Genomic DNA, 18396 nt, shown 5'->3' with positions numbered 1-18396 from the left:
CCGCCCGAGCCTCAGCGACGTACGATGAGCCTCGCAGCGCCGCACGCCCCCGGGCAGCAGCGCTCCCCGCAGCCCTGGAGGGACCCCCTGATCGAGACCATCGAGCCCGCCGACGGCGCCGAGGCCGACAGCGCTCTCGTGGCCCGGCTCGGCCGCCGCTTCGCCGCAGGGGAGGAGGCGGCGCTCGCCGAGGCGTACTCGCGCTGGTCGCCGCTGGTCTTCACGCTGGCGCTGCGCTCGCTCGGCGACCGCGGCGACGCGGAGGACGTGGTGCAGCGCGTGTTCGTCTCGGCCTGGACCTCGCGCTCGGGCTTCGACCCCGGACGGGCGGCTCTCGGAGCCTGGCTGGTCGGGATCTCCCGGAGGAGGATCGCGGACGCGCACGAGGCGCGGGCGCGCGAGCGGAGGCTCACCGAGGCCCTCGTCGCCGTCACGCCGGTCGAGGAGGGGGAGGCCCCCGTCGACATCGAGGCGCGGATCCTGATCGCCGACGAGCTGGCCCGCCTGGATCCCGTCCCCCGGCGGGTGATCGGCCTCGCCTTCTACGAGGACCTCACCCACACCGAGATCGCCGAGCGCACCGGCCTGCCGCTCGGTACCGTCAAGAGCCACATCCGCCGCAGCCTCGACCGGCTCCGCTCCCGCCTGGAGGTGAGCAGCACATGACCCACCTCGATCCCGACGAGCTCGCCCTGCTCGCCCTCGGCGAGCACTCGAGCGACGCCGAGCAGGCCCACCTGCGCGACTGCCCCGACTGCGCCCGGCAGCTGGTCGAGCTCGGCCACGCCGCGGGCCTGGGCCGTGCGAGCCGTGCTGTCGAGCTGGAGGCGCCGCCCGCGATCGTCTGGGACCGCATCCGCGAGGAGCTCGCCCTCGGCGACCTCGGGCCCGGCGCCCTGCCGTCGTCGGCCGCTGCCGTGCCGCCTCCGCTCGCCCTTCCCCCGGGACGGCACCGTCCCGCCCGCCGCCGCCGGCCCCGCGCTCTGAGCGCCGTGCTGGCCGCTCTCGGCGCGCTCGTCATCGGGGTCGCGGGCGGAGCCTGGTGGCAGGCCTCGCGGAGCGACGACACCGCCGCCGTCGTGGCGCGCGCTGATCTCGCCGCTCTCCCCGACTGGCAGGGAGCGAGCGGAACCGCCGAGCTGGAGGACGCCGACGGCACCCGCCGCCTGCACGTGCACCTCGATGCGCAGAGCGCGGACGACTCGTACCGGGAGGTCTGGCTCCTCGCCGCCGACGCCTCCGGGCTGGTCGGGCTCGGCGTGCTCGACGGGACCGACGGCGTCTTCGCCGTGCCCGACGACGTCGACCTCGCCGAGTACCCGCTCGTGGACGTCTCCCAGGAGCCGTTCGACGACGACCCGGAGCACTCCGGCGACTCGATCGTCCGCGGCCCCCTGCGCGAGGGCTGAGGCCTAGGCCGACCGCTCCGCCAGCACGGCCGTGAGCGCCTGCACCGCGGCGGAGGGGCGCGGCGCCGTGCAGACCGAGAGCTCCCAGACCAGCCCCGGCCAGTCGAGCGCGAGGGCCGTGACGCCCTCCAGCGGCTCGACGCCCGCGCGCGGCACGATCGCCGGCCCCAGCCCCGCCTGCACGAAGCGGGGGATCCCCGGCAGATCGGCGACCTCGGTGGCCACCCGGCGCGACGCCCCGGCTTCGCGGAAGGCGAGGTCGACGGCGACCCTGTTGCCGAAGCCGGCGGGCGTGTCCACGAAGGTGAGCCCGTCGAGGTCCTGCGGGGAGGGCGGTCCCGCCGCGGCGAGCGGATGCGCGCTCTCCACCAGCAGGACGTAGTCGCTGCGCACCAGCCGCGTCACCGCCAGGCCCCGCAGCTGCGTCGCCGGCAGTGCCAGCAGAGCGGCGTCGAGCAGGCCGCGGCGCAGGTCCTCGGCGAGACCGGTGGAGCCGGTGGTCGAGGTGCGCAGGAGCAGGTCCACCAGCGGGTGCCGAGTGCGGAAGACGCCGAGCGCGCCGGGCAGGTCGACGAGGTCGAGGGCGGAGAAGGTGCCCACCCGCACCCGCCCGCGGAGCCCCGCCGCGTCGTCGGCCGCGAGCGAGCGCATCCGGTCGAGGCTGTCGATCGCCGATCGGGCCGAGGGCAGGAGCGCCTCGCCGACCGCGGTGAGCGCCACCCGCCGGGTCGAGCGGGCGAACAGCGGCGAGCCGAGCTCCTGCTCGAGCGAGCGGATGCTCGCCGAGAGGGTCGACTGCACGACGAACAGGCGCGCGGCCGCCCGGGTGAAGCTGAGCTCCTCGGCGACGGCGACGAAGGCGGCGAGCTGGCGGTCGTCCATGCGCACATTATCCAACAGGGACGATCAATCCAACCGAGATCCTCCGTTGGACACGGATGATGGGGCGGAGCACTGTGGACACTGTGACCACCACCGAGCGCTCCCTCCCGTCCGTCCATCGCCGCGAGCTCCCGCACCGTCACGGCTTCTGGGTGATCGCCGTCGCCTTCCTCACGGTGATGGCGTTCTCGACCGTGCCGACACCGCTCTACGCGATCTACCAGCAGCGCGACGGGTTCCCGGCCTTCGTCGTCACCGTGGTCTTCGCCGCGTACGCGGTCGGAGTCGTGGCGAGCCTCTTCCTCGCCGGGCACGTCAGCGACTGGCTCGGCCGCCGCCGGATCCTGCTCGCGTCGATCCTCGTCGAGGTCCTGGCGGCCGCCGTGTTCCTGCTCTGGCCGGACGTGCCCGGGCTGATCCTCGCCCGCCTGCTGACCGGGCTCGGCGTCGGCGCGCTCACCGCGACGGCCACCGCCCACCTCTCGGAGCTGCGCGCCGTCGCCCGCCCGGAGGAGGGCCCCGGCACCTCCCGCGCCGTCTCCGCCCTCGTGAACATGGGCGGGCTGGCGCTCGGCCCGCTCGTCGGCGGGGTGTTCGCCGTGACGGTGCGCGAGCCTCTGGTCGTCCCGTACGCCGTGTTCCTCGTCCTCCTGGTCGTCCTCGGGATCGGTGTCGCGCTCGTCCCCGAGACGGTCGAGCGGCGCGAGGTCCTCCCGGCCTACCGTCCGCAGCGCCTGGCCGTGCCGGCCGCCTCCCGCGGCGTCTTCCTCTCGGCCGCGGTCGGCGCGTTCGCCGGGTTCGCCGTATTCGGCCTCTTCACCTCGCTGGCGCCGACCTTCCTCGCCGGGCGCTTCGGCGAGACCTCCCACCTCGAGGCGGGCGCGATCTCCTTCGGGGTCTTCGCCGCCGGAGCCGTCGCGCAGCTGGTCTCGATCCGGCTGTCCTCGCGGACGGCGCTCCGCCTCGCGGCCGTGGCGCTGACGGCCGGGCTGCTGCTGGTCGCGACCGGCGCCGTGATCGTCTCGGTGTCCGCCTTCATCATCGGCGGGGTGCTCGCGGGAGCGGGCGTGGGCCTGCTCTTCCGCCTGGCGCTCGGAGTCGCCGGCTCGCTCGCCACCGACGAGACCCGCGGCGAGGTGCTCGCGGCCGTGTTCCTCGCCGCCTACCTCGGCCTCGCGGTGCCGGTCCTGGCGATCGGTGCCGCGCTCGCGCTCCTGCCGGCCGTCCCGGTCCTGCTCGGCTTCGTCGCCGTCGTGCTCGTCCTGGTGCTCGCGGCGATCGCCCGGATGCGGCGCACCGCCTGACGCGAGCGGGGGGAGGGGCTGCGCGCTGGACAATGGAGGCATGAAGCTCTTCCCGTTCGGACGCGGCGACGCGAACCCCCTCCCCTCCGACGACCGCGGCTCGGGCAAGCTCGACGACTACGACTACGAGCTGCGCCCGAAGTCGCGGCGCGGCGACACCCTCCTCCGCCTCGCCGACTCCCGGCCGCACCAGGACGAGATCGCGCGGGTGCTCGCCCTCGGCGAGGACGAGGTCACGGCCGTGATCCCGCGCCGCACCGCGGAGGAGGAGCGCGTGGACGCTCCGATGCCGGTCCGCCTGTTCGCGGCCCAGCGCCCCTCGGGGCTCGTCGGCCAGGTGCCGCGCGGTCTCGAGAACGTGGTCGAGGCCGCCCTCGCCCGGCTCTCGGAGGCGGGGAGGTCGCCCCGCGTGCCGGCCCGCATCGTGACGGTGAGGGGCGGGCTGCGCGTCGAGCTGCTGATGCACGAGACGCGGGGCTGACGGGCGGAGGGCCGGCCGGGTCGGCGCGGTCCATGGAGGAACCGCACCGCGGCTGATAGCATGAACCGGTTCCGAATCCGAAAGCGACCGCCGGTCGACCCAGGATTCGAGCCACGGAGCAGGCCGGCAGGAAGCTGGTCCTCGGTGGTGGAGTCCCGGACAGCGGCAGCGTGCGACAGAGCACGGGCCGCCGCGGCACGAGTCGCAGGCGGCACGTCCCGCTCGCGGCACAGGTCGCGACAGCCCGGAGCTCTTCTACTGGTGGCCAGCACGAACGCCCTCCACACGACGGCACGGCGCGAAGCCCTGCCGTGGGATCGTCTCGATTCCTGACCGGACCGCTGCTCCGACGAACGCCGGCGCCCAGAAGGGGCGCCGCTGCAGACGTTAAGGAGACAGACCTCTTGGAAGGTCCTGAAATCACATTCGCCGAAGCCGTTCTCGACAACGGCTCGTACGGTACCCGCACCGTCCGCTTCGAGACCGGCCGCCTCGCGCAGCAGGCTCAGGGCGCCGTCGCCGCCTACCTCGACGAGGACACCATGCTCCTGTCGGCCACGTCGGCCTCGAAGAACCCGAAGGACAACTTCGACTTCTTCCCGCTGACCGTCGACGTCGAGGAGCGCTCCTACGCCGCCGGCAAGATCCCCGGCTCGTTCTTCCGCCGCGAGGGCCGCCCCTCCACCGAGGCGATCCTGGTCTGCCGTCTGATCGACCGGCCGCTGCGCCCCTCGTTCGTCGAGGGCCTGCGCAACGAGGTCCAGATCGTCATCACGGTCCTCAGCATCGCGCCGGACGAGTTCTACGACGCCCTCGCGATCAACGCCGCGAGCGCGTCCACGCAGATCTCCGGCCTGCCGTTCTCCGGCCCGGTCGCCGGCGTCCGCCTGGCGCTCATGTCCGACGGCTCCGGCAACGACCAGTGGGTCGCCTTCCCCAAGGCCTCCCAGCTGGAGAACGCCGTCTTCGACCTCACCGTCGCGGGCCGCGTCGTCACCAACGAGGACGGCTCCTCGGACGTCGCCATCATGATGGTCGAGGCCGAGGCCACGGAGTCCTCCTGGAACCTCATCAAGGCGGGTGCGACCAAGCCCAGCGAGGACGTCGTCGCCGAGGGCCTCGAGGCCGCCAAGCCCTTCCTCCGCGCACTCGTCGAGGCGCAGGCGAAGCTCGCCGCCGAGACCGCGAAGCCGGTCAAGGACTACCCGGTGTTCCTGCCCTACGCGCAGGAGACCTACGACAACGTCGCCGAGCTCAGCTACGACGAGCTCGTCCGCGTGTACCAGATCGCCGACAAGGTCGAGCGGCAGGACGCCGACGACGCCCTCAAGGCGCGCGTCAAGGAGCAGATCGCCGAGCGCATCGCGTCGGGTCAGCTGTCGGCCGAGGCCTACAACCAGGTCGGAGCGGCGTACAAGTCCGTCACGAAGGTGGTCGTCCGCGGCCGCATCCTCCGCGACGGCGTGCGCATCGACGGACGCGGCCTGGCCGACATCCGCCCGCTCGACGCCGAGGTGCAGGTCATCCCGCGCGTCCACGGCTCGGCCATCTTCCAGCGCGGCGAGACCCAGATCCTGGGCGTCACCACGCTGAACATGCTCAAGATGGAGCAGCAGATCGACTCGCTGTCGCCCGTCACCAAGAAGCGGTACCTGCACCACTACAACTTCCCGCCCTACTCGACCGGTGAGACCGGCCGCGTCGGATCGCCGAAGCGTCGCGAGATCGGGCACGGCTTCCTCGCCGAGCGCGCCCTCGTGCCGGTGCTGCCGAGCCGCGAGGAGTTCCCCTACGCGATCCGCCAGGTCTCCGAGGCGCTGAGCTCCAACGGCTCGACCTCGATGGGCTCGGTCTGCGCGTCGACCCTGTCGCTCCTCAACGCCGGAGTGCCGCTGCGCGCCCCGGTCGCGGGCATCGCGATGGGCCTCGTGTCCGACGTCGTCGACGGCCAGACCCGCTACGCGGCGCTGACCGACATCCTGGGCGCCGAGGACGCGCTCGGCGACATGGACTTCAAGGTCGCCGGAACCGCCGAGTTCGTCACGGCCATCCAGCTCGACACGAAGCTCGACGGCATCCCGTCGTCGGTGCTCGACGCCGCGCTCAAGCAGGCCAAGGACGCCCGCACCACGATCCTCGCGGTGCTCACGGCGGCCATCGACCAGCCCGACGAGATGGCCCCGACCGCGCCCCGCGTGATCTCGGTGCAGATCCCCGTCGACAAGATCGGCGAGCTGATCGGCCCCAAGGGCAAGACGATCAACGCGATCCAGGACGAGACCGGCGCCGACATCTCCATCGAGGAGGACGGCACCGTCTACATCGGAGCCGTCGACGGCCCGTCGGCCGAGGCCGCGCGTGCGCAGGTCAACGCCATCGCGAACCCGACCAACCCCGAGGTCGGCGAGCAGTTCCTCGGAACCGTCGTCAAGCTCGCGACGTTCGGCGCGTTCGTCTCGCTCCTCCCCGGCAAGGACGGACTGCTGCACATCAGCGAGGTCCGCAAGCTCGCCGGCGGCAAGCGCGTCGAGAACGTCGAGGACGTCCTCGGAGTCGGTCAGAAGCTGCTCGTCCAGATCACCAAGATCGACGACCGCGGCAAGCTGTCCCTCGCGCCCGTCGTGGCCGAGGAGGCCGAGGCAGAGGCTCCCGCCGAGAGCTGATCCCTCCTGCACGACCGTGACGCCCGTCCCACTCCGGTGGGGCGGGCGTCCGTCGTCGGCGGGGGCATGGGGTACGGTGGCGGGACCGCGCCGCACCGCCCCGACCGGAGGACTCCGTGACCGACCCGACGCCCCTGGCCACCGAGCCGGAGACGCCCCTCCTCTCACGCACCCTGGGTCGGACCGGCCTCCCCGTGCATCCGCTCGCCCTCGACGGCTCCGTCTTCGGCTGGGCCGCCGGGATCGACGACACCACCGAGGTGCTCGACGCGTTCGGCCGTCTCGGCGGCACCCTGATCTCGACCGCGGACCACTACGCGACCGGTCGGAGCGAGTACATGATCGGCCGCTGGCTCGAGCAGAGCGGGCTGCGCGAGCGGATGCTGGTCGCGACGAAGGTCGGCCGGCACCCGGACGCGCCGGGCCTCGCCCCGGAGGACGTCCGCATCGCGATCGAGGGGAGCCTCGAGCGGCTCGGCACCCGGATCGACCTGCTCTCGTTCGACAGCGAGGACCCCGGGATCCCCATCGCCGACAGCCTGGCGGCGGTCGCGCCGTTCCTGGCGGACGGCTCGGTCGGCGCCCTGGGCGCCGCGCACTTCAGCGGAGCCGCGATCACGGCGCTGCACGAGACGGCGACCGCGTTCGCGCTGCCGTCGCTCTCGGCCGTCGTGTCGGAGTACAGCCTGATGGAGCGCCGGACCTACGAGACCGACGTCGCCCCCGAGGTGGTGCGGCTCGAGCTCGGCACCCTCGCGCGGCTGCCCCTGGCGAGCGGCTACCTCACCGGCGCCCTGCGCAGCCGCACGGACGAGCCGGAGTCGGCCCTGTTCGAGGCGGGCCTGGACTACGTCGGCCGCCACGGCTCCCGCGTGCTCGCGGCCCTCGACGAGATCGCCGGGGCCCACGGCACGGAGCCCGGCGTGGTCGCGCTCGCCTGGGTGCTCTCGCACCAGGAGGTCTCGGCGGCGATCGTCCGGGCGCGGAACGCCGCGGAGCTCGAGTCGCTGTTCGCGGCGGCCGCGCTCCCGCTGACCCGCAGCGACGTCGCTCAACTGGACCGCGTCTCCGCCTGAGGCCGTCGCCCGCTGGTCCACCGCCGTCGGGCGCCGCGCCCCGCGCCGTGCTCGGAGCGGGGCGCGGCGAGGTTCAGCGGCGCAGGATGCGCGCCTCCCACGGGCCGAGCGTCGACCCGGTCGCACCGGCGACGTTGCCGAGGACCGTCTCGGCAGCCGCCCACTCCTCGAGCAGCGGCACCTCGAGCGGCTCACCGGACACGTTCCCGACGACGAGCAGCTCGCCCGGTCCGGTGCGCGTGAAGGCGAAGAGCGCGGGGTGCTCGGGCTCCAGCAGCGCGAAGCGGCCCAGCTGCACCGTCTCGTCGGCGTGCCGCAGCGCGATCAGCGCCCGGTAGTACTCGAAGACCGACCGCTCGGCGGCCCGATCGGCGGCGACGTTCACCTCGGCGGCGTTCGGGTTGACCGCGATCCACGGCTCGCCGGTCGTGAAGCCGGCCTGGAGGCCGTCGTCCCACTGCACCGGCGTGCGGGCGTTGTCGCGGCTCTGCGCGCGCAGCCCGGCGAGCACGGTCGCCGGGTCCTCGCCGCGCTCGCCGACGGCCTCGGCCCAGTAGTTCAGGGACTCGACGTCGCGGAAGTCCTCGATGCCGGCGAACGGGACGTTCGTCATCCCGATCTCGTCGCCCTGGTAGATGTACGGCGTGCCGCGCTGGAGGTGGAGGAGCGTCGCCCAGAGGGTCGCGGACTCGTAGCGGTGCGCGCCGTCGTCCCCGAAGCGCGAGACGAGACGCGGCTGGTCGTGGTTGCCGAGGTACAGGCTGTTCCAGCCGCGCTCGGCCAGGCCGTCCTGCCAGCGCGCGAGGTTGGCCTTCAAGGCGACCAGGTCCAGCGGCACCGGGTGGAACTTGTCGACTCCGTGGTCGATGCCGACGTGCTCGAACTGGAAGACCATGTCGAGCTCACGCCGCTCGGGATCGGTCACCAGCACCGCCTCCTCGAGGGTGACCCCGGGCATCTCGCCGACGGTGAGGAAGGAGCCCTCGCGGTGCGCGAACACGGCCTCGTGCATCTCGCGGAGGTACTCGTGGAGCCGCGGACCCACCCCTCCGACGATGCCCGCGCCGCCCTGCTCGCCGTCGACGGCTCCGACGTCCTTCGAGACGAGGTTGATCACGTCCATCCGGAAGCCGTCCACTCCGCGGTCGAGCCAGCGGTTCATCATCGCGTGCACCGCGTGCCGCACCTCGGGGTTCTCCCAGTTGAGGTCCGGCTGCTGCACCGCGAAGAGGTGGAGGAAGTACTCGTCCGTCGCCGGGTCGAGCGTCCAGGCCGGGCCGGAGAAGTAGGAGCGCCAGCCGTTCGGCTCGGCGACGTCGAGGCCGGCGCCGGCGGCCGCCTCGAGCTCGCGGCCGGGCTCGGCCGAGCGGCGCCCGCGGCGCCACCAGTACCAGTCGCGCTTCGGGTCCTCCTGCGAGGAGCGGGACTCGACGAACCAGGCGTGCTCGTCGCTCGTGTGGTTGACCACGAGGTCCATCACGATGCGGATGCCGCGCTCGTGGGCCTCCGCGAGGAGCAGGTCGAACTCCTCCAGCGTGCCGAACCGCGGGTCGATGTCCTCGTAGTCCGAGATGTCGTAGCCGTTGTCGTGCTGCGGCGACGGGTAGACCGGCGAGAGCCAGATCACGTCGACCCCCAGGTCGGCGAGGTGGTCGAGCTTCGAGCGGATGCCGCCCAGGTCGCCGATGCCGTCGCCGTTCGAGTCCGCGAACGAGCGCGGGTAGATCTGGTAGACGACGGCGCTCGTCCACCAGGGCGCTGACGTCTCCCGCTCGGGGGAGTCGGAGGTCGGGGCGGCGGTCTCGGAGGGGGTCGGGGCGGCGGAGTCCATGGTCGCGAATCTAGCCCGGACGGCCGACACGGAGGGGCCCGCCGCACCGCTCGCCGGCGCGAGTCGACCCCGCCGGCGGCGCCCGTGTAACGATCTGGTGAACCGTGCGCGACCCGGCGGAGTGGCGGCTCCGGCGCTCGGATACTCTCTCCCCTGGCGGGACCCGAGCCGCCGCAGGGAGAGTGGTGGCGTGCCCAGGGACAGGACCGGCGCCGTCGTGCGGGCTCCCCGTCACAGTGCCGTCCCGCTCCCGCCCGCGGTCTCCCGCGCAGCCGCCTCGAGCGGCGTCCTCGCCGAGACCGGCCCCGTCGAGCCGACCGCCGTCGCACCCTCGCGCCGCCGGCCGATGGGCGACTCCGGCCACGACCTCTTCCCCTTCGTGCTCGACGCGGCGGCCCTCGGCCGCGACGACGGTGCCGCGCTGCTCGAGCGCTACGCGGCGTGGGGCGGCAACGGCGTCGTCGTCACCGACTCGAGCCTCGCGGAGGGCGTCGGCGGCTGGCCCGCCGGACACCGCGACCGGGACCGCTTCCTCCTGATCGGCCGCTTCGCCGCTCCGGTCGGCGCGCCCGCGACGCCGCGTGCGCTGGTGGACCGTGTCGAGGGGGCGCTGCGCCGCCTCCGCACCGACCGCCTCGATGTGCTGGCGGTCCGCCCCGACGGGGCCGGACGCCTCGACGAGCTCCTCAGCGCCGTCGACGTGCTGCTGGCGCGCGGGCTGGTGCGGTCGGTGGTCGCCTCCGGGTTCTCCCCGGAGGAGCTGTTCGAGGCGCGCGTCCTGGCCGCCCACGGGCTGCCCCGCCTCGCCGGCGCGGAGGTCCGCTGGAACCTGCTCGAGCGGCCCGGCTCGGAGGGCGATCTCGGCCTCGTCGCCGCCGGCCAGGGACTCGCCCTGCTCGCGACCGTCCCCCTCGCCCACGGGTTCCTCCGCGGCGCCGAGCGCACCCGCCGCGAGCTCGGCCGCCTGCCCGACGGGGCACTCGCCGCCGCCCACCTCGGGCGCCGCGGACGCCGGGTCCTCGCCGTCCTCGACGCGATCGGTGCCGAGCTCTCGGCCGCTCCCGCCGCCGTCGCCCTGGCCTGGCTGCTCGGCCGGCCGCGGCTGACCGCCGCGACGGTCGCCCCGCGCTCACCCGCCGACGTGGACGCGCTGGTGCGCGCGGTCTCGCTCGAGCTCGACCCCGGACACCTGGCCGCGCTGGAGCGCGCGCGCCGCTGACCGCGCCCGTCCGCGACGCCCCCTGCACCTCTCCCGCCACGGCGCGACAGCCCGGCTCGGGCCGCCGTCGCGGTGGCCTAGGGTGGGCACGATGAATCACGGAGTCGCACTGCCCCTCGACCAGCCGGAGACGTCAGTCCGGGCCGCAGGCGGATCCACGGTCCGCCGCTCCGTCCTCCCGAGCGGTGTCCGCATCCTCAGCGAATCGGTGCCCGGCGCCCGCAGCGCCACGATCGGCTTCTGGGTCGCCGCGGGTTCTCGCGACGAGCGGCCCGGCCGCCCCGCGACCGCGGGCGAGCCCGCCGTGCCCTCCAACGTCGGCTCGACGCACTTCCTCGAGCACCTGCTGTTCAAGGGCACGCAGAAGCGGTCCGCCCTCGACATCGCCGTGTCCTTCGACTCCGTGGGCGGGGAGCACAACGCTCTCACCGCCAAGGAGTACACCTGCTACTACGCCAAGATCCAGGACCGCGACCTCCCGATGGCGGTCGAAGTGATCGCCGACATGGTGACCTCGAGCCTGATCGATCCGGACGAGTTCGAGACCGAGCGCGGGGTCATCCTCGAGGAGCTGGCGATGGCGGACGACGATCCGGCCGACGTGGCGGGCGAGAAGCTGTTCGAGGCCGTGTTCGGCGACCACCCGCTGGGCCGCCCGATCGGGGGCACCGCCGCGACCATCGGCGAGGCCACCCGGGACGCGGTCTGGGCGCACTACCGCGCCGCCTACCGCCCGCGAGACGTGGTGATCACCGTCGCCGGCGCCGTCGACCACGAGGCGCTCGTCGCGCTGCTCCAGCGGGTCCTCGTCGCCGACGGCTGGGACCTCGGCACGGCGGCCCCGCCCGTCGAGCGGCGCGTCGGCGGCCGCGCGTCCTACACCCGCGGAAGCGCCCTGTCGGTGGTGCACCGCCCCACCGAGCAGGCGAACCTGCTGGTCGGCTTCCCCGGTCTCGCCGCGGGCGACGAGCGGCGGATGACGATGGGCGTCCTCAACTCGATCCTCGGCGGCGGCATGTCCTCGCGGCTGTTCCAGGAGGTGCGCGAGAAGCGCGGCCTGGCCTACTCCGTCTACTCCTTCGCCCCGTCCTACTCGGACGCGGGCCTCTTCGGGCTCTACGCCGCGTGCACCCCGGCGAAGGCGGGGACGGTCGCCGAGCTCCTGCTCACCGAGTTCCACCGCCTCGCCGAGGACGGCGTCACCGACGACGAGCTCGCCCGCGCCCGCGGCCAGCTCTCGGGAGCGGCGGCGCTCGCGCTGGAGGACTCCGACACCCGGATGTCGCGCCTCGGACGCGCCGAGCTGACCTTCGGCGAGTTCGTCGACCTCGACGAGAGCCTGCGCCGACTCGCCCTCGTCGGCGCGGAGGACGTCCAGGCACTCGCGGCAGACTTGGCCCGGGGGCCGTCGTCGATCTCGGCCGTCGGCGCGGTCGACGAGTCGGCCTTCGCCGGGATCGCCGGGATCGAGAGCGCCTCCGCGATCTGATCCGATCGTCGAACGCCCGCTGACCGCGCACCGCCGCGCCGCACCAGGGAGGACCCCGTGTCCCACTACATCTACCTCGTCCGCCACGGCGAGCAGCAGGACGCCGAGCACGGCATGCCGGACGGCCCGCTCTCGGCCCGTGGTGAGCGCCAGGCGAGGCTCATCGCCGAGCGGCTCGGCGGAGTCCCCTTCACCGGAGCGTGGCACTCGCCGCTGCGCCGGGCCGAGGAGACGGCCGCGCGCTTCCAGACGCTTCTGCCGAGCCTGCCGCTCCAGCCGTCCTCGCTGCTGTTCGACTGCATCCCCTCGGGGCCGACCCCGGACATGCCCAAGGCGTTCGAGCCCTTCTTCGGCAGCGTCACCGCGGCCGAGATCGAGGCGGGGCACGCGCAGATGCAGGACGCGGTGGCCGAGTTCCTGGCGCCGTCGCGCGAGGACCGCCACGACCTCCTCATCACCCACAACTTCGTGATCGGCTGGTTCGTCCGCCACGTGTTCGACGCTCCCGACTGGCGGTGGCTGGGCCTCAACCAGGCCAACTGCGGGCTGACGATCATCCGCGTCCGCTCCCGCAAGCCGCCGGTGCTCGTCGTGCACAACGACCTCTCGCACCTGCCCGTGGAGCTGCGCACCGGCCTGCCCGAGGCCCAGCCGTACTGAGCCGCGGGCTACGCTGAGTCGGTGACTACCTCCGTCGCCGTGGTCGGCGCGTCCGGCCGACTCGGCTCGTTCACCTGCTCGCTCATCGAGGAGTCGAGCGAGTTCTCGCTCGTCGCGCGGCTCGGCTCGCGGAGCGATCCCGCCGAGATGCTCGCGGCCGACGTCGTCGTCGACATGACCGTGCCGGCCGTCAGCCAGCAGATCGTCGACTTCGCCGTGGCCAACGGGAGGAAGGTGCTCGTCGGCACCTCCGGCTGGACCGGCGACCGGATCGCGGCCCTCCGGCGCAGCGTCGCCGAGCAGCCGGAGGCCGGCGTCGTGATCATCCCCAACTTCTCGCTGGGCTCGGTGCTCGCGACCGCGCTGGCCACCGTGGCCGCGCGCTTCTTCGACGCCGCCGAGATCGTCGAGACCCACGGCGCCCGCAAGGTCGACTCGCCCTCCGGGACCGCGGTCCGCACGGCCGAGCTGCTGCTGCGCGCCCGGGCCGAGCTCGGTCCGGTGCAGGCTCCGCACACCGACCAGCGGGCCCGCGGCCAGCAGGTCGCGAGCGTCCCGGTCCACAGCCTCCGCCTGCCCGGAGTGGAGGCGCGCCAGGAGGTCGTCTTCGGCGGCACCGGCGAGACGGTCACCATCCGGCACGACACCACCTCGCAGGCCTCCTACGAGCAGGGCGTCCTGCGCGCTCTCGACGCGGTCCGGACGACCACGGGCGTGGTGGTGGGCCTCGACGCGCTGATCGACCTGCGCGCCGCCTTCGACGCCGCGCCTCTCGCCGAGCGGCCGGTCGACGAGCAGCCCGTCATCGACCGGGCTCCGTCTGGCCAGGCCGCCGCAGCGACGAGCACCCCGTGAGGACCCGCGTCGGTGTCGTCCTGATGGCGGTCCTGCTCGCCCTCTACCTGTTCGTCTGCCTGCAGTACTCCGTCGTCGCCTTCGCCGCGGCGACGGTGCCCGGCATCGTGATGGGCGTCGGCCTGCTGATCCTCGGCGCCGTCGGCGTCTGGGGGCTCGTGCGCGAGCTGCTGTTCGGGCTCCGCGCCGAGAAGCTGGCCCGTCGGCTGGAGGGCGAGAACGCGCTGCCGCAGGAGGTCCTCGACTCGCGGGCCAGCGGGCGTCCGCTCCGGGAGGAGGCGGACGCGCTGTTCCCGCAGTACGCGGAGGAGGTCGACGCGCAGCCCGGGAGCTGGCGCGCCTGGTACCGCCTCGGCCTCGCCTACGACGCCAGCGGCGACCGCAAGCGCGCCCGAGGCGCCATCCGCAGGGCCATCGCGCTGGAGCACGAGGCTCCGGCCTGACCGCTCGGCCGCGACTCGAGCGCGGCTCTCCGGGCGAGGACCGCTCGGGCGGCCGGGATCAGGCGAGCACCCACTCCAGCGCCGCGCCGACCGTGCGGTGGCGGAACTCGAAGCCGTCGTCGAACAGCCGCTGGGGGACCAGGCGCTGGCTCGAGAGCAGGAGCTCGTGCCCGGCGTCGCGCAGCGCGAGCTCGATGATCTTCTCGGGGACGGCCAGCTTGAACGGGCGGTGCAGCTGCTCGGCGAGGGTGCGCATCACGTCGTTCGCGGTCGCCGGCACCGGTCCGGCGAGGTTCACCGGGCCCGAGAGCGAGGACGTGAGCAGGTGGCGGATCGCCGCGGCCTCGTCGTAGAGGCTGATCCAGGGCCAGGCCTGATTGCCGCTGCCGAGGGGTCCGCTGAGACCGAGCTTCGTCAGGGGCAGGAGCGGCTTGAGCGCGCCGCCGTCGCCGAGGACGAGCCCGGTGCGAGCGGTGACCACCCGCGTGGCCTCGGGCGCGAGGTGGGCGGCCTTCTCCCAGCGGTCGACGACATCGGCGAGGAATCCGTCGCCACGCGAGGACTGCTCGGTGAGCTCCTCGCCCGGGCGGTCTCCGTAGTAGCCGACCGCGGAGGCATTGATCAGCGTCGTCGGCGGGGTCGAGGACATCCGCATCGCGTCGGTGAGGGTCTGCGTGGACTGGATCCGCGAGTCGAGGATCTCCCGCTTGTAGGACGCGGTCCACGGCAGGCGGCTGATCGAGGCGCCGGAGAGGTTGATCACGGCGTCGACGCGGTCGAGCACGCTGAAGTCGAGCATGTGCGAGGTGGGCGCCCAGTGGAACTCGTCCGGGCTCGACGGCGCGTGGCGCACCAGGCGCAGGATCTCGTGCCCCTCGGCGCGCAGCTGGCGGGTCAGCTCGGAGCCGATCATCCCGCTGGCGCCCGAGATCAGGACGCGGAGCCGGGGAGCGGACGCATCCGGCCGGGCCGAGGGCAGCTCGGACGGCGTCGACACGTGCTCGCCCGGCGTGCGCGCGGCCCGCCGCGGCGAGCCGGAGTCCGTGGTCCCGTCGTGGTCGGAGTGCCGTGCGGATGAGTCGCTCATGGTGCCTCCCGGAGCCGGTCGCGGGCCGCCCGCGAAGCGGACCCAGCCTAGAGCCTCACGCCCGGGAGCCGGCCGAGCGCCCGACCAGGCCGGCCCGCGCGAGCACGAGGTAGAGCTCGCAGCCCAGGCAGAGGCCGAACACGGCGTTGAGGAAGGCGGCGAGGAAGGCGACGGCCGCGGCGACCGGAACCGATCCCGGGACGCCGGCGACGTGCAGGAGGACGCCGGCGCCGGTCACCACCAGGCCGATCAGCTGGGCGAAGCGCGGCGGGCGGGCGTCCTCCCACTCGCGCGGCGGTGCCAGGTGCGGCCGGACCACCCGGCGGAACAGCACCGCCCAGGGGCCGGAGCCGACGCCGCGCGCGGCCGACCAGGCGAAGAGGGCGGCGAGCGCGAGCAGCAGGAGGAAGCCGGGCTGGGAGAGCCGGCCGTCGAGGTCGGCCCGGGCCGGGGCCGCGAGCCCGAGGCCCACGGCCGTGAGGAGGAGTGCGGCGGTGACTCCGGCGGCGACCCTCGGACCGCGGGGATCGACGGTGCCGGACGGGGGAGTGGCGCCGGTGGTGGAGGGGGAGCGGGTGCTCATCATGTCTCCTGGAGTCGGTCGAGCTCGATGGTCAGGGCGGCGCGGGTCGGAGCGCCGCCGATGCGGCTGCGCGGCACTCCGTCTCGATCGAGCAGGAGGAGCGTGGGCGTCTGCCGGACGCGGAAGCGCGCCGCGAGGTCGGGGCGGTGCGTCAGATCGACGTCGAGGTGCGCCAGCCCGGGCCGCTGCTGGGCGAGCTCCCCGAGCATCCGTCGCACTGCAGGGCACCGCGTGCAGACGTCGGTCGAGAACTGCACGACTGTGGCCCGGGTCCCGAGCACTGCGCCGGGGACGAGCTCGCCGGGGTCGATCGCGGGGTCCTGGCGCGAGGGGGCGCTCGCGACGCGCCCGGAGCGGGCCCGATGGACAGCCCCGAGGACGACGCCCAGCACGACGAGGCCGAGCAGTGCGGCGAGGATCGTCACGGGCTCCATCCGGGAAGCGTAGGTCGGCGCGGGCGCTGCGCGGACGACTGTTTCGGGATGTGACGACGGCCGCGGTCGGAGCGTGGTCTAGGTTCGATCCGTGACCGAACAGAGCAGCCTCAGCGCAGACCCGAGCAGTCCCGTCTTCCGCAGTGATGTCGTCGTCGAGCTGGTCCGCGCGAGCGCCCACGACTCCGACGTGCTGTTCGCGGCCCGCGTCTCGACCCAGGGCGAGAAGACGCTCGCCGAGGCGCTCGACGGCGAGGAGTCCGACGCCGAGTTGCAGCGCAAGCGCGACCGCGGCCTGATCAACTACCTCATGCGCGACCGCCACGGCTCGCCGTTCGAGCACAACTCGATGACCTTCTACGTGCAGGCGCCGATCTTCGTCTTCCGCGAGTTCATGCGGCACCGCATCGCCTCCTACAACGAGGAGTCGGGCCGCTACCGCGAGCTCCGTCCGGTCTTCTACGTGCCCGGCCCCCGCCGCAACCTCGTGCAGGTCGGCAAGCCCGGCGCCTACTCCTTCGAGCCCGGCACCGCGGAGCAGGCCGAGCTCGTCGCCGAGGAGACGCGCCGCGTCAGCACGCAGGCCTACGAGTCGTACCGGCGGATGCTCGGCGAGGGCGTCGCCCGCGAGGTCGCCCGGATCGTCCTCCCGCTGAACATCTACTCGTCGATGTACGTCACGCTCAACGCCCGCTCGCTGATGAACTTCCTCTCCCTGCGCACCAAGCGCGAGGACTCGACGTTCCCCTCCTTCCCGCAGCGCGAGATCGAGATGGCGGCCGAGCAGATGGAGACGCACTTCCAGGAGCTGATGCCCCTCACGGCCGCCGCCTTCACAGCGAACGGCCGCGTCGCCCCGTAGCCCGCCGCCCGGCGAGGACGAGCGGGCCGTCCCGCCCGATCCGCCTGCTGCCGTCCGCGCGGGCGGCTCCGGGAACCTCCTCCCGGCGGCGCGGCGGCGACCCGCTACCCTGGCAGCGTGTCAACTCCGGAGAATCCCTTCGGCCAGGTCCTGGTCGCCCTGGTCACCCCGTTCACCGCCGACGGCGAGGTCGACTGGCCCGGTGTGGAGAAGCACATCGACGACTGCATCGCAGCGGGCGCGGACGGCATCGTGGTCACCGGGACCACGGGCGAGACCAGCACCCTGACCGACCCGGAGAAGATCCGCCTCGTCGAGGTCGGCCGCTCGGTCGCCGGGGGCCGCGCCAAGATCATCACGGGAGGCGGCTCGAACGAGACCGCCCACGCCATGCAGCTCGCCCGTCAGAGCGAGAAGGCCGGCGCCGACGGCAACATGATCGTCACCCCGTATTACAACAAGCCCACGCAGGCGGGCGTGCTCACCCACTTCCGGATGATCGCGGATGCGACGGACCTGCCGGTGATCCTCTACGACATCCCCGGCCGCACCGGCGTGCCGATCCGCTACGAGACGATCCTGCGGGCGGCCAAGCACCCGAACATCCTGGCCGTGAAGGACGCGAAGGGCGATCTCTCCGAGGTCAGCCGCGTGCTCAACCAGACCGACCTGATGTACTTCTGCGGCGACGACGCGAACGTGCTCCCCGAGCTCGCCATCGGCGCCGCGGGGCTCATCGGCGTCACCGCCAACATCGCCGCCGCGCCGTACCGCACGATCGTCGACGCCGTGAACGCGGGCGACCTCCACGCGGCCACCCGCGCGCACCAGCAGCTCGAGCCGCTCGTGCGCGCCGTGATGACGCACGTCCCCGGGACCGTCGCCGCGAAGTACATCCTGCACGGCCTCGGCCGCATCTCCTCGCCGCGCGTGCGGCTGCCCCTGGTCGGCCCGGAGGAGTCGGAGGCGGCGCTCATCGAGGACGAGCTCGGCCTGGTCCGCGACATCCCGGGCGTCGACTTCCGCAACTTCCGGCCCGACCGCAACGCCGCGGCCGGCGGCGCCCTCCCGAAGGTCGCCGGCACCACCCGCTGAGCCCGAGCGGCACGTCCCGAGAA

The 18396-nt window shown here is 73.7% G+C and carries 18 protein-coding genes; 13 read left to right on the top strand and 5 right to left on the bottom strand.

What is annotated here, in order from left to right; all coding sequences use genetic code 11:
• Positions 1 to 24 precede the first annotated feature (24 nt).
• On the top strand, positions 25 to 666 hold the full coding sequence (locus C5C56_RS05300) for an RNA polymerase sigma factor (protein ID WP_104260618.1): 642 nt from the start codon (positions 25 to 27) through the stop codon (positions 664 to 666).
• Complete coding sequence (locus C5C56_RS05295) at positions 663 to 1409, top strand: anti-sigma factor (RefSeq protein WP_104239041.1); 747 nt, start codon at positions 663 to 665, stop codon at positions 1407 to 1409. Before C5C56_RS05300 ends, C5C56_RS05295 begins: the two co-directional genes overlap by 4 nt.
• A gap of 3 nt (positions 1410 to 1412) precedes the next feature.
• Here C5C56_RS05295 and C5C56_RS05290 read toward each other — a convergent pair whose 3' ends face one another.
• Positions 1413 to 2291: a LysR family transcriptional regulator gene (locus C5C56_RS05290; RefSeq protein WP_104233255.1), complete on the bottom strand. Its 879-nt coding sequence runs from the start codon at positions 2289 to 2291 to the stop codon at positions 1413 to 1415.
• A gap of 83 nt (positions 2292 to 2374) precedes the next feature.
• Here C5C56_RS05290 and C5C56_RS05285 point away from each other — a divergent pair, with 83 nt between their 5' ends.
• From C5C56_RS05285 to C5C56_RS05270, 4 genes are all read left to right on the top strand, one after another.
• Positions 2375 to 3595, top strand: coding sequence for an MFS transporter (locus C5C56_RS05285; RefSeq protein WP_258063234.1), 1221 nt, complete (start codon positions 2375 to 2377; stop codon positions 3593 to 3595).
• Between the two features lie 40 nt (positions 3596 to 3635).
• A complete protein-coding gene (locus tag C5C56_RS05280) occupies positions 3636 to 4076 on the top strand; it encodes a hypothetical protein (protein WP_104226292.1) in 441 nt (146 codons plus the stop codon).
• Between the two features lie 404 nt (positions 4077 to 4480).
• A complete protein-coding gene (locus C5C56_RS05275) occupies positions 4481 to 6739 on the top strand; it encodes a polyribonucleotide nucleotidyltransferase (protein ID WP_104226293.1) in 2259 nt (752 codons plus the stop codon).
• Positions 6740 to 6855: 116 nt separating this feature from the next.
• Positions 6856 to 7815, top strand: a complete 960-nt coding sequence (locus C5C56_RS05270) for an aldo/keto reductase (RefSeq protein WP_104260622.1) — start codon at positions 6856 to 6858, stop codon at positions 7813 to 7815.
• 73 nt (positions 7816 to 7888) lie between these two features.
• On the opposite strand, the gene C5C56_RS05265 is transcribed toward C5C56_RS05270, so the two are convergent.
• Positions 7889 to 9646 (bottom strand): alpha-glucosidase, encoded by a 1758-nt coding sequence (locus C5C56_RS05265; RefSeq protein WP_104233260.1) that lies wholly within the window; start codon positions 9644 to 9646, stop codon positions 7889 to 7891.
• 190 nt (positions 9647 to 9836) lie between these two features.
• On the opposite strand from C5C56_RS05265, the gene C5C56_RS05260 reads away from it, so the two are divergent.
• From C5C56_RS05260 to C5C56_RS05240, 5 genes are all read left to right on the top strand, one after another.
• Positions 9837 to 10865 (top strand): aldo/keto reductase, encoded by a 1029-nt coding sequence (locus C5C56_RS05260; protein WP_181065686.1) that lies wholly within the window; start codon positions 9837 to 9839, stop codon positions 10863 to 10865.
• A 91-nt stretch (positions 10866 to 10956) separates the two neighbouring features.
• Positions 10957 to 12354 carry a pitrilysin family protein gene (locus tag C5C56_RS05255; protein WP_104224504.1) on the top strand — a complete coding sequence of 466 codons (1398 nt, stop codon included), beginning with the start codon at positions 10957 to 10959 and terminating at the stop codon, positions 12352 to 12354.
• Positions 12355 to 12411: 57 nt separating this feature from the next.
• Positions 12412 to 13014 carry a histidine phosphatase family protein gene (locus C5C56_RS05250; protein ID WP_104224462.1) on the top strand — a complete coding sequence of 201 codons (603 nt, stop codon included), beginning with the start codon at positions 12412 to 12414 and terminating at the stop codon, positions 13012 to 13014.
• Between the two features lie 21 nt (positions 13015 to 13035).
• Complete coding sequence (dapB, locus tag C5C56_RS05245; RefSeq protein WP_104319207.1) at positions 13036 to 13869, top strand: 4-hydroxy-tetrahydrodipicolinate reductase; 834 nt, start codon at positions 13036 to 13038, stop codon at positions 13867 to 13869.
• The gene (locus C5C56_RS05240) at positions 13866 to 14312 is read left to right on the top strand and encodes a tetratricopeptide repeat protein (protein ID WP_104233263.1); all 447 of its coding nucleotides are present in this window, start codon (positions 13866 to 13868) and stop codon (positions 14310 to 14312) included. The genes dapB and C5C56_RS05240 overlap by 4 nt, the downstream gene beginning before the upstream one ends.
• 58 nt (positions 14313 to 14370) lie before the next feature.
• Here the strand turns inward: C5C56_RS05240 and C5C56_RS05235 are convergent, their stop codons facing one another.
• From C5C56_RS05235 to C5C56_RS05225, 3 genes are read right to left on the bottom strand one after another with little or no spacing between them, the layout of a single operon-like run.
• Complete coding sequence (locus C5C56_RS05235) at positions 14371 to 15399, bottom strand: TIGR01777 family oxidoreductase (protein WP_104319206.1); 1029 nt, start codon at positions 15397 to 15399, stop codon at positions 14371 to 14373.
• Positions 15400 to 15454: 55 nt separating this feature from the next.
• On the bottom strand, positions 15455 to 15982 hold the full coding sequence (locus tag C5C56_RS05230; protein ID WP_104268749.1) for a DUF4395 domain-containing protein: 528 nt from the start codon (positions 15980 to 15982) through the stop codon (positions 15455 to 15457).
• Positions 15982 to 16416 (bottom strand): thioredoxin family protein, encoded by a 435-nt coding sequence (locus tag C5C56_RS05225; RefSeq protein WP_104267086.1) that lies wholly within the window; start codon positions 16414 to 16416, stop codon positions 15982 to 15984. Before C5C56_RS05225 ends, C5C56_RS05230 begins: the two co-directional genes overlap by 1 nt.
• A 91-nt stretch (positions 16417 to 16507) precedes the next feature.
• On the opposite strand from C5C56_RS05225, the gene thyX reads away from it, so the two are divergent.
• Entirely contained in the window at positions 16508 to 17278 is a 771-nt protein-coding gene (thyX, locus tag C5C56_RS05220) for an FAD-dependent thymidylate synthase (protein WP_104226301.1), read from the top strand.
• Positions 17279 to 17395: 117 nt separating this feature from the next.
• Complete coding sequence (dapA, locus tag C5C56_RS05215) at positions 17396 to 18373, top strand: 4-hydroxy-tetrahydrodipicolinate synthase (RefSeq protein ID WP_104319205.1); 978 nt, start codon at positions 17396 to 17398, stop codon at positions 18371 to 18373.
• The last annotated feature ends 23 nt before the right edge of the window (positions 18374 to 18396 follow it).

The sequence above is a fragment of the Rathayibacter sp. AY1D1 genome (assembly GCF_002932635.1).
Classification (GTDB): domain Bacteria; phylum Actinomycetota; class Actinomycetes; order Actinomycetales; family Microbacteriaceae; genus Rathayibacter.
The sequence above is the reverse complement of the archived record's forward strand: the minus strand, read 5'-3'. Positions and strand labels throughout refer to the sequence as shown.

Excerpts from the sequence above, each read along its gene's own strand:
- C5C56_RS05280 (WP_104226292.1), top strand. The coding sequence starts at position 3,636 with ATGAAGCTCTTCCCGTTCGGACGCGGCGACGCGAACCCCCTCCCCTCC.
- C5C56_RS05290 (WP_104233255.1), bottom strand. The coding sequence starts at position 2,291 with ATGGACGACCGCCAGCTCGCCGCCTTCGTCGCCGTCGCCGAGGAGCTC.
- C5C56_RS05265 (WP_104233260.1), bottom strand. The coding sequence starts at position 9,646 with ATGGACTCCGCCGCCCCGACCCCCTCCGAGACCGCCGCCCCGACCTCC.
- C5C56_RS05300 (WP_104260618.1), top strand. The coding sequence starts at position 25 with ATGAGCCTCGCAGCGCCGCACGCCCCCGGGCAGCAGCGCTCCCCGCAG.
- C5C56_RS05225 (WP_104267086.1), bottom strand. The coding sequence starts at position 16,416 with ATGGAGCCCGTGACGATCCTCGCCGCACTGCTCGGCCTCGTCGTGCTG.
- C5C56_RS05295 (WP_104239041.1), top strand. The coding sequence starts at position 663 with ATGACCCACCTCGATCCCGACGAGCTCGCCCTGCTCGCCCTCGGCGAG.
- C5C56_RS05255 (WP_104224504.1), top strand. The coding sequence starts at position 10,957 with ATGAATCACGGAGTCGCACTGCCCCTCGACCAGCCGGAGACGTCAGTC.
- C5C56_RS05235 (WP_104319206.1), bottom strand. The coding sequence starts at position 15,399 with ATGAGCGACTCATCCGCACGGCACTCCGACCACGACGGGACCACGGAC.
- C5C56_RS05230 (WP_104268749.1), bottom strand. The coding sequence starts at position 15,982 with ATGAGCACCCGCTCCCCCTCCACCACCGGCGCCACTCCCCCGTCCGGC.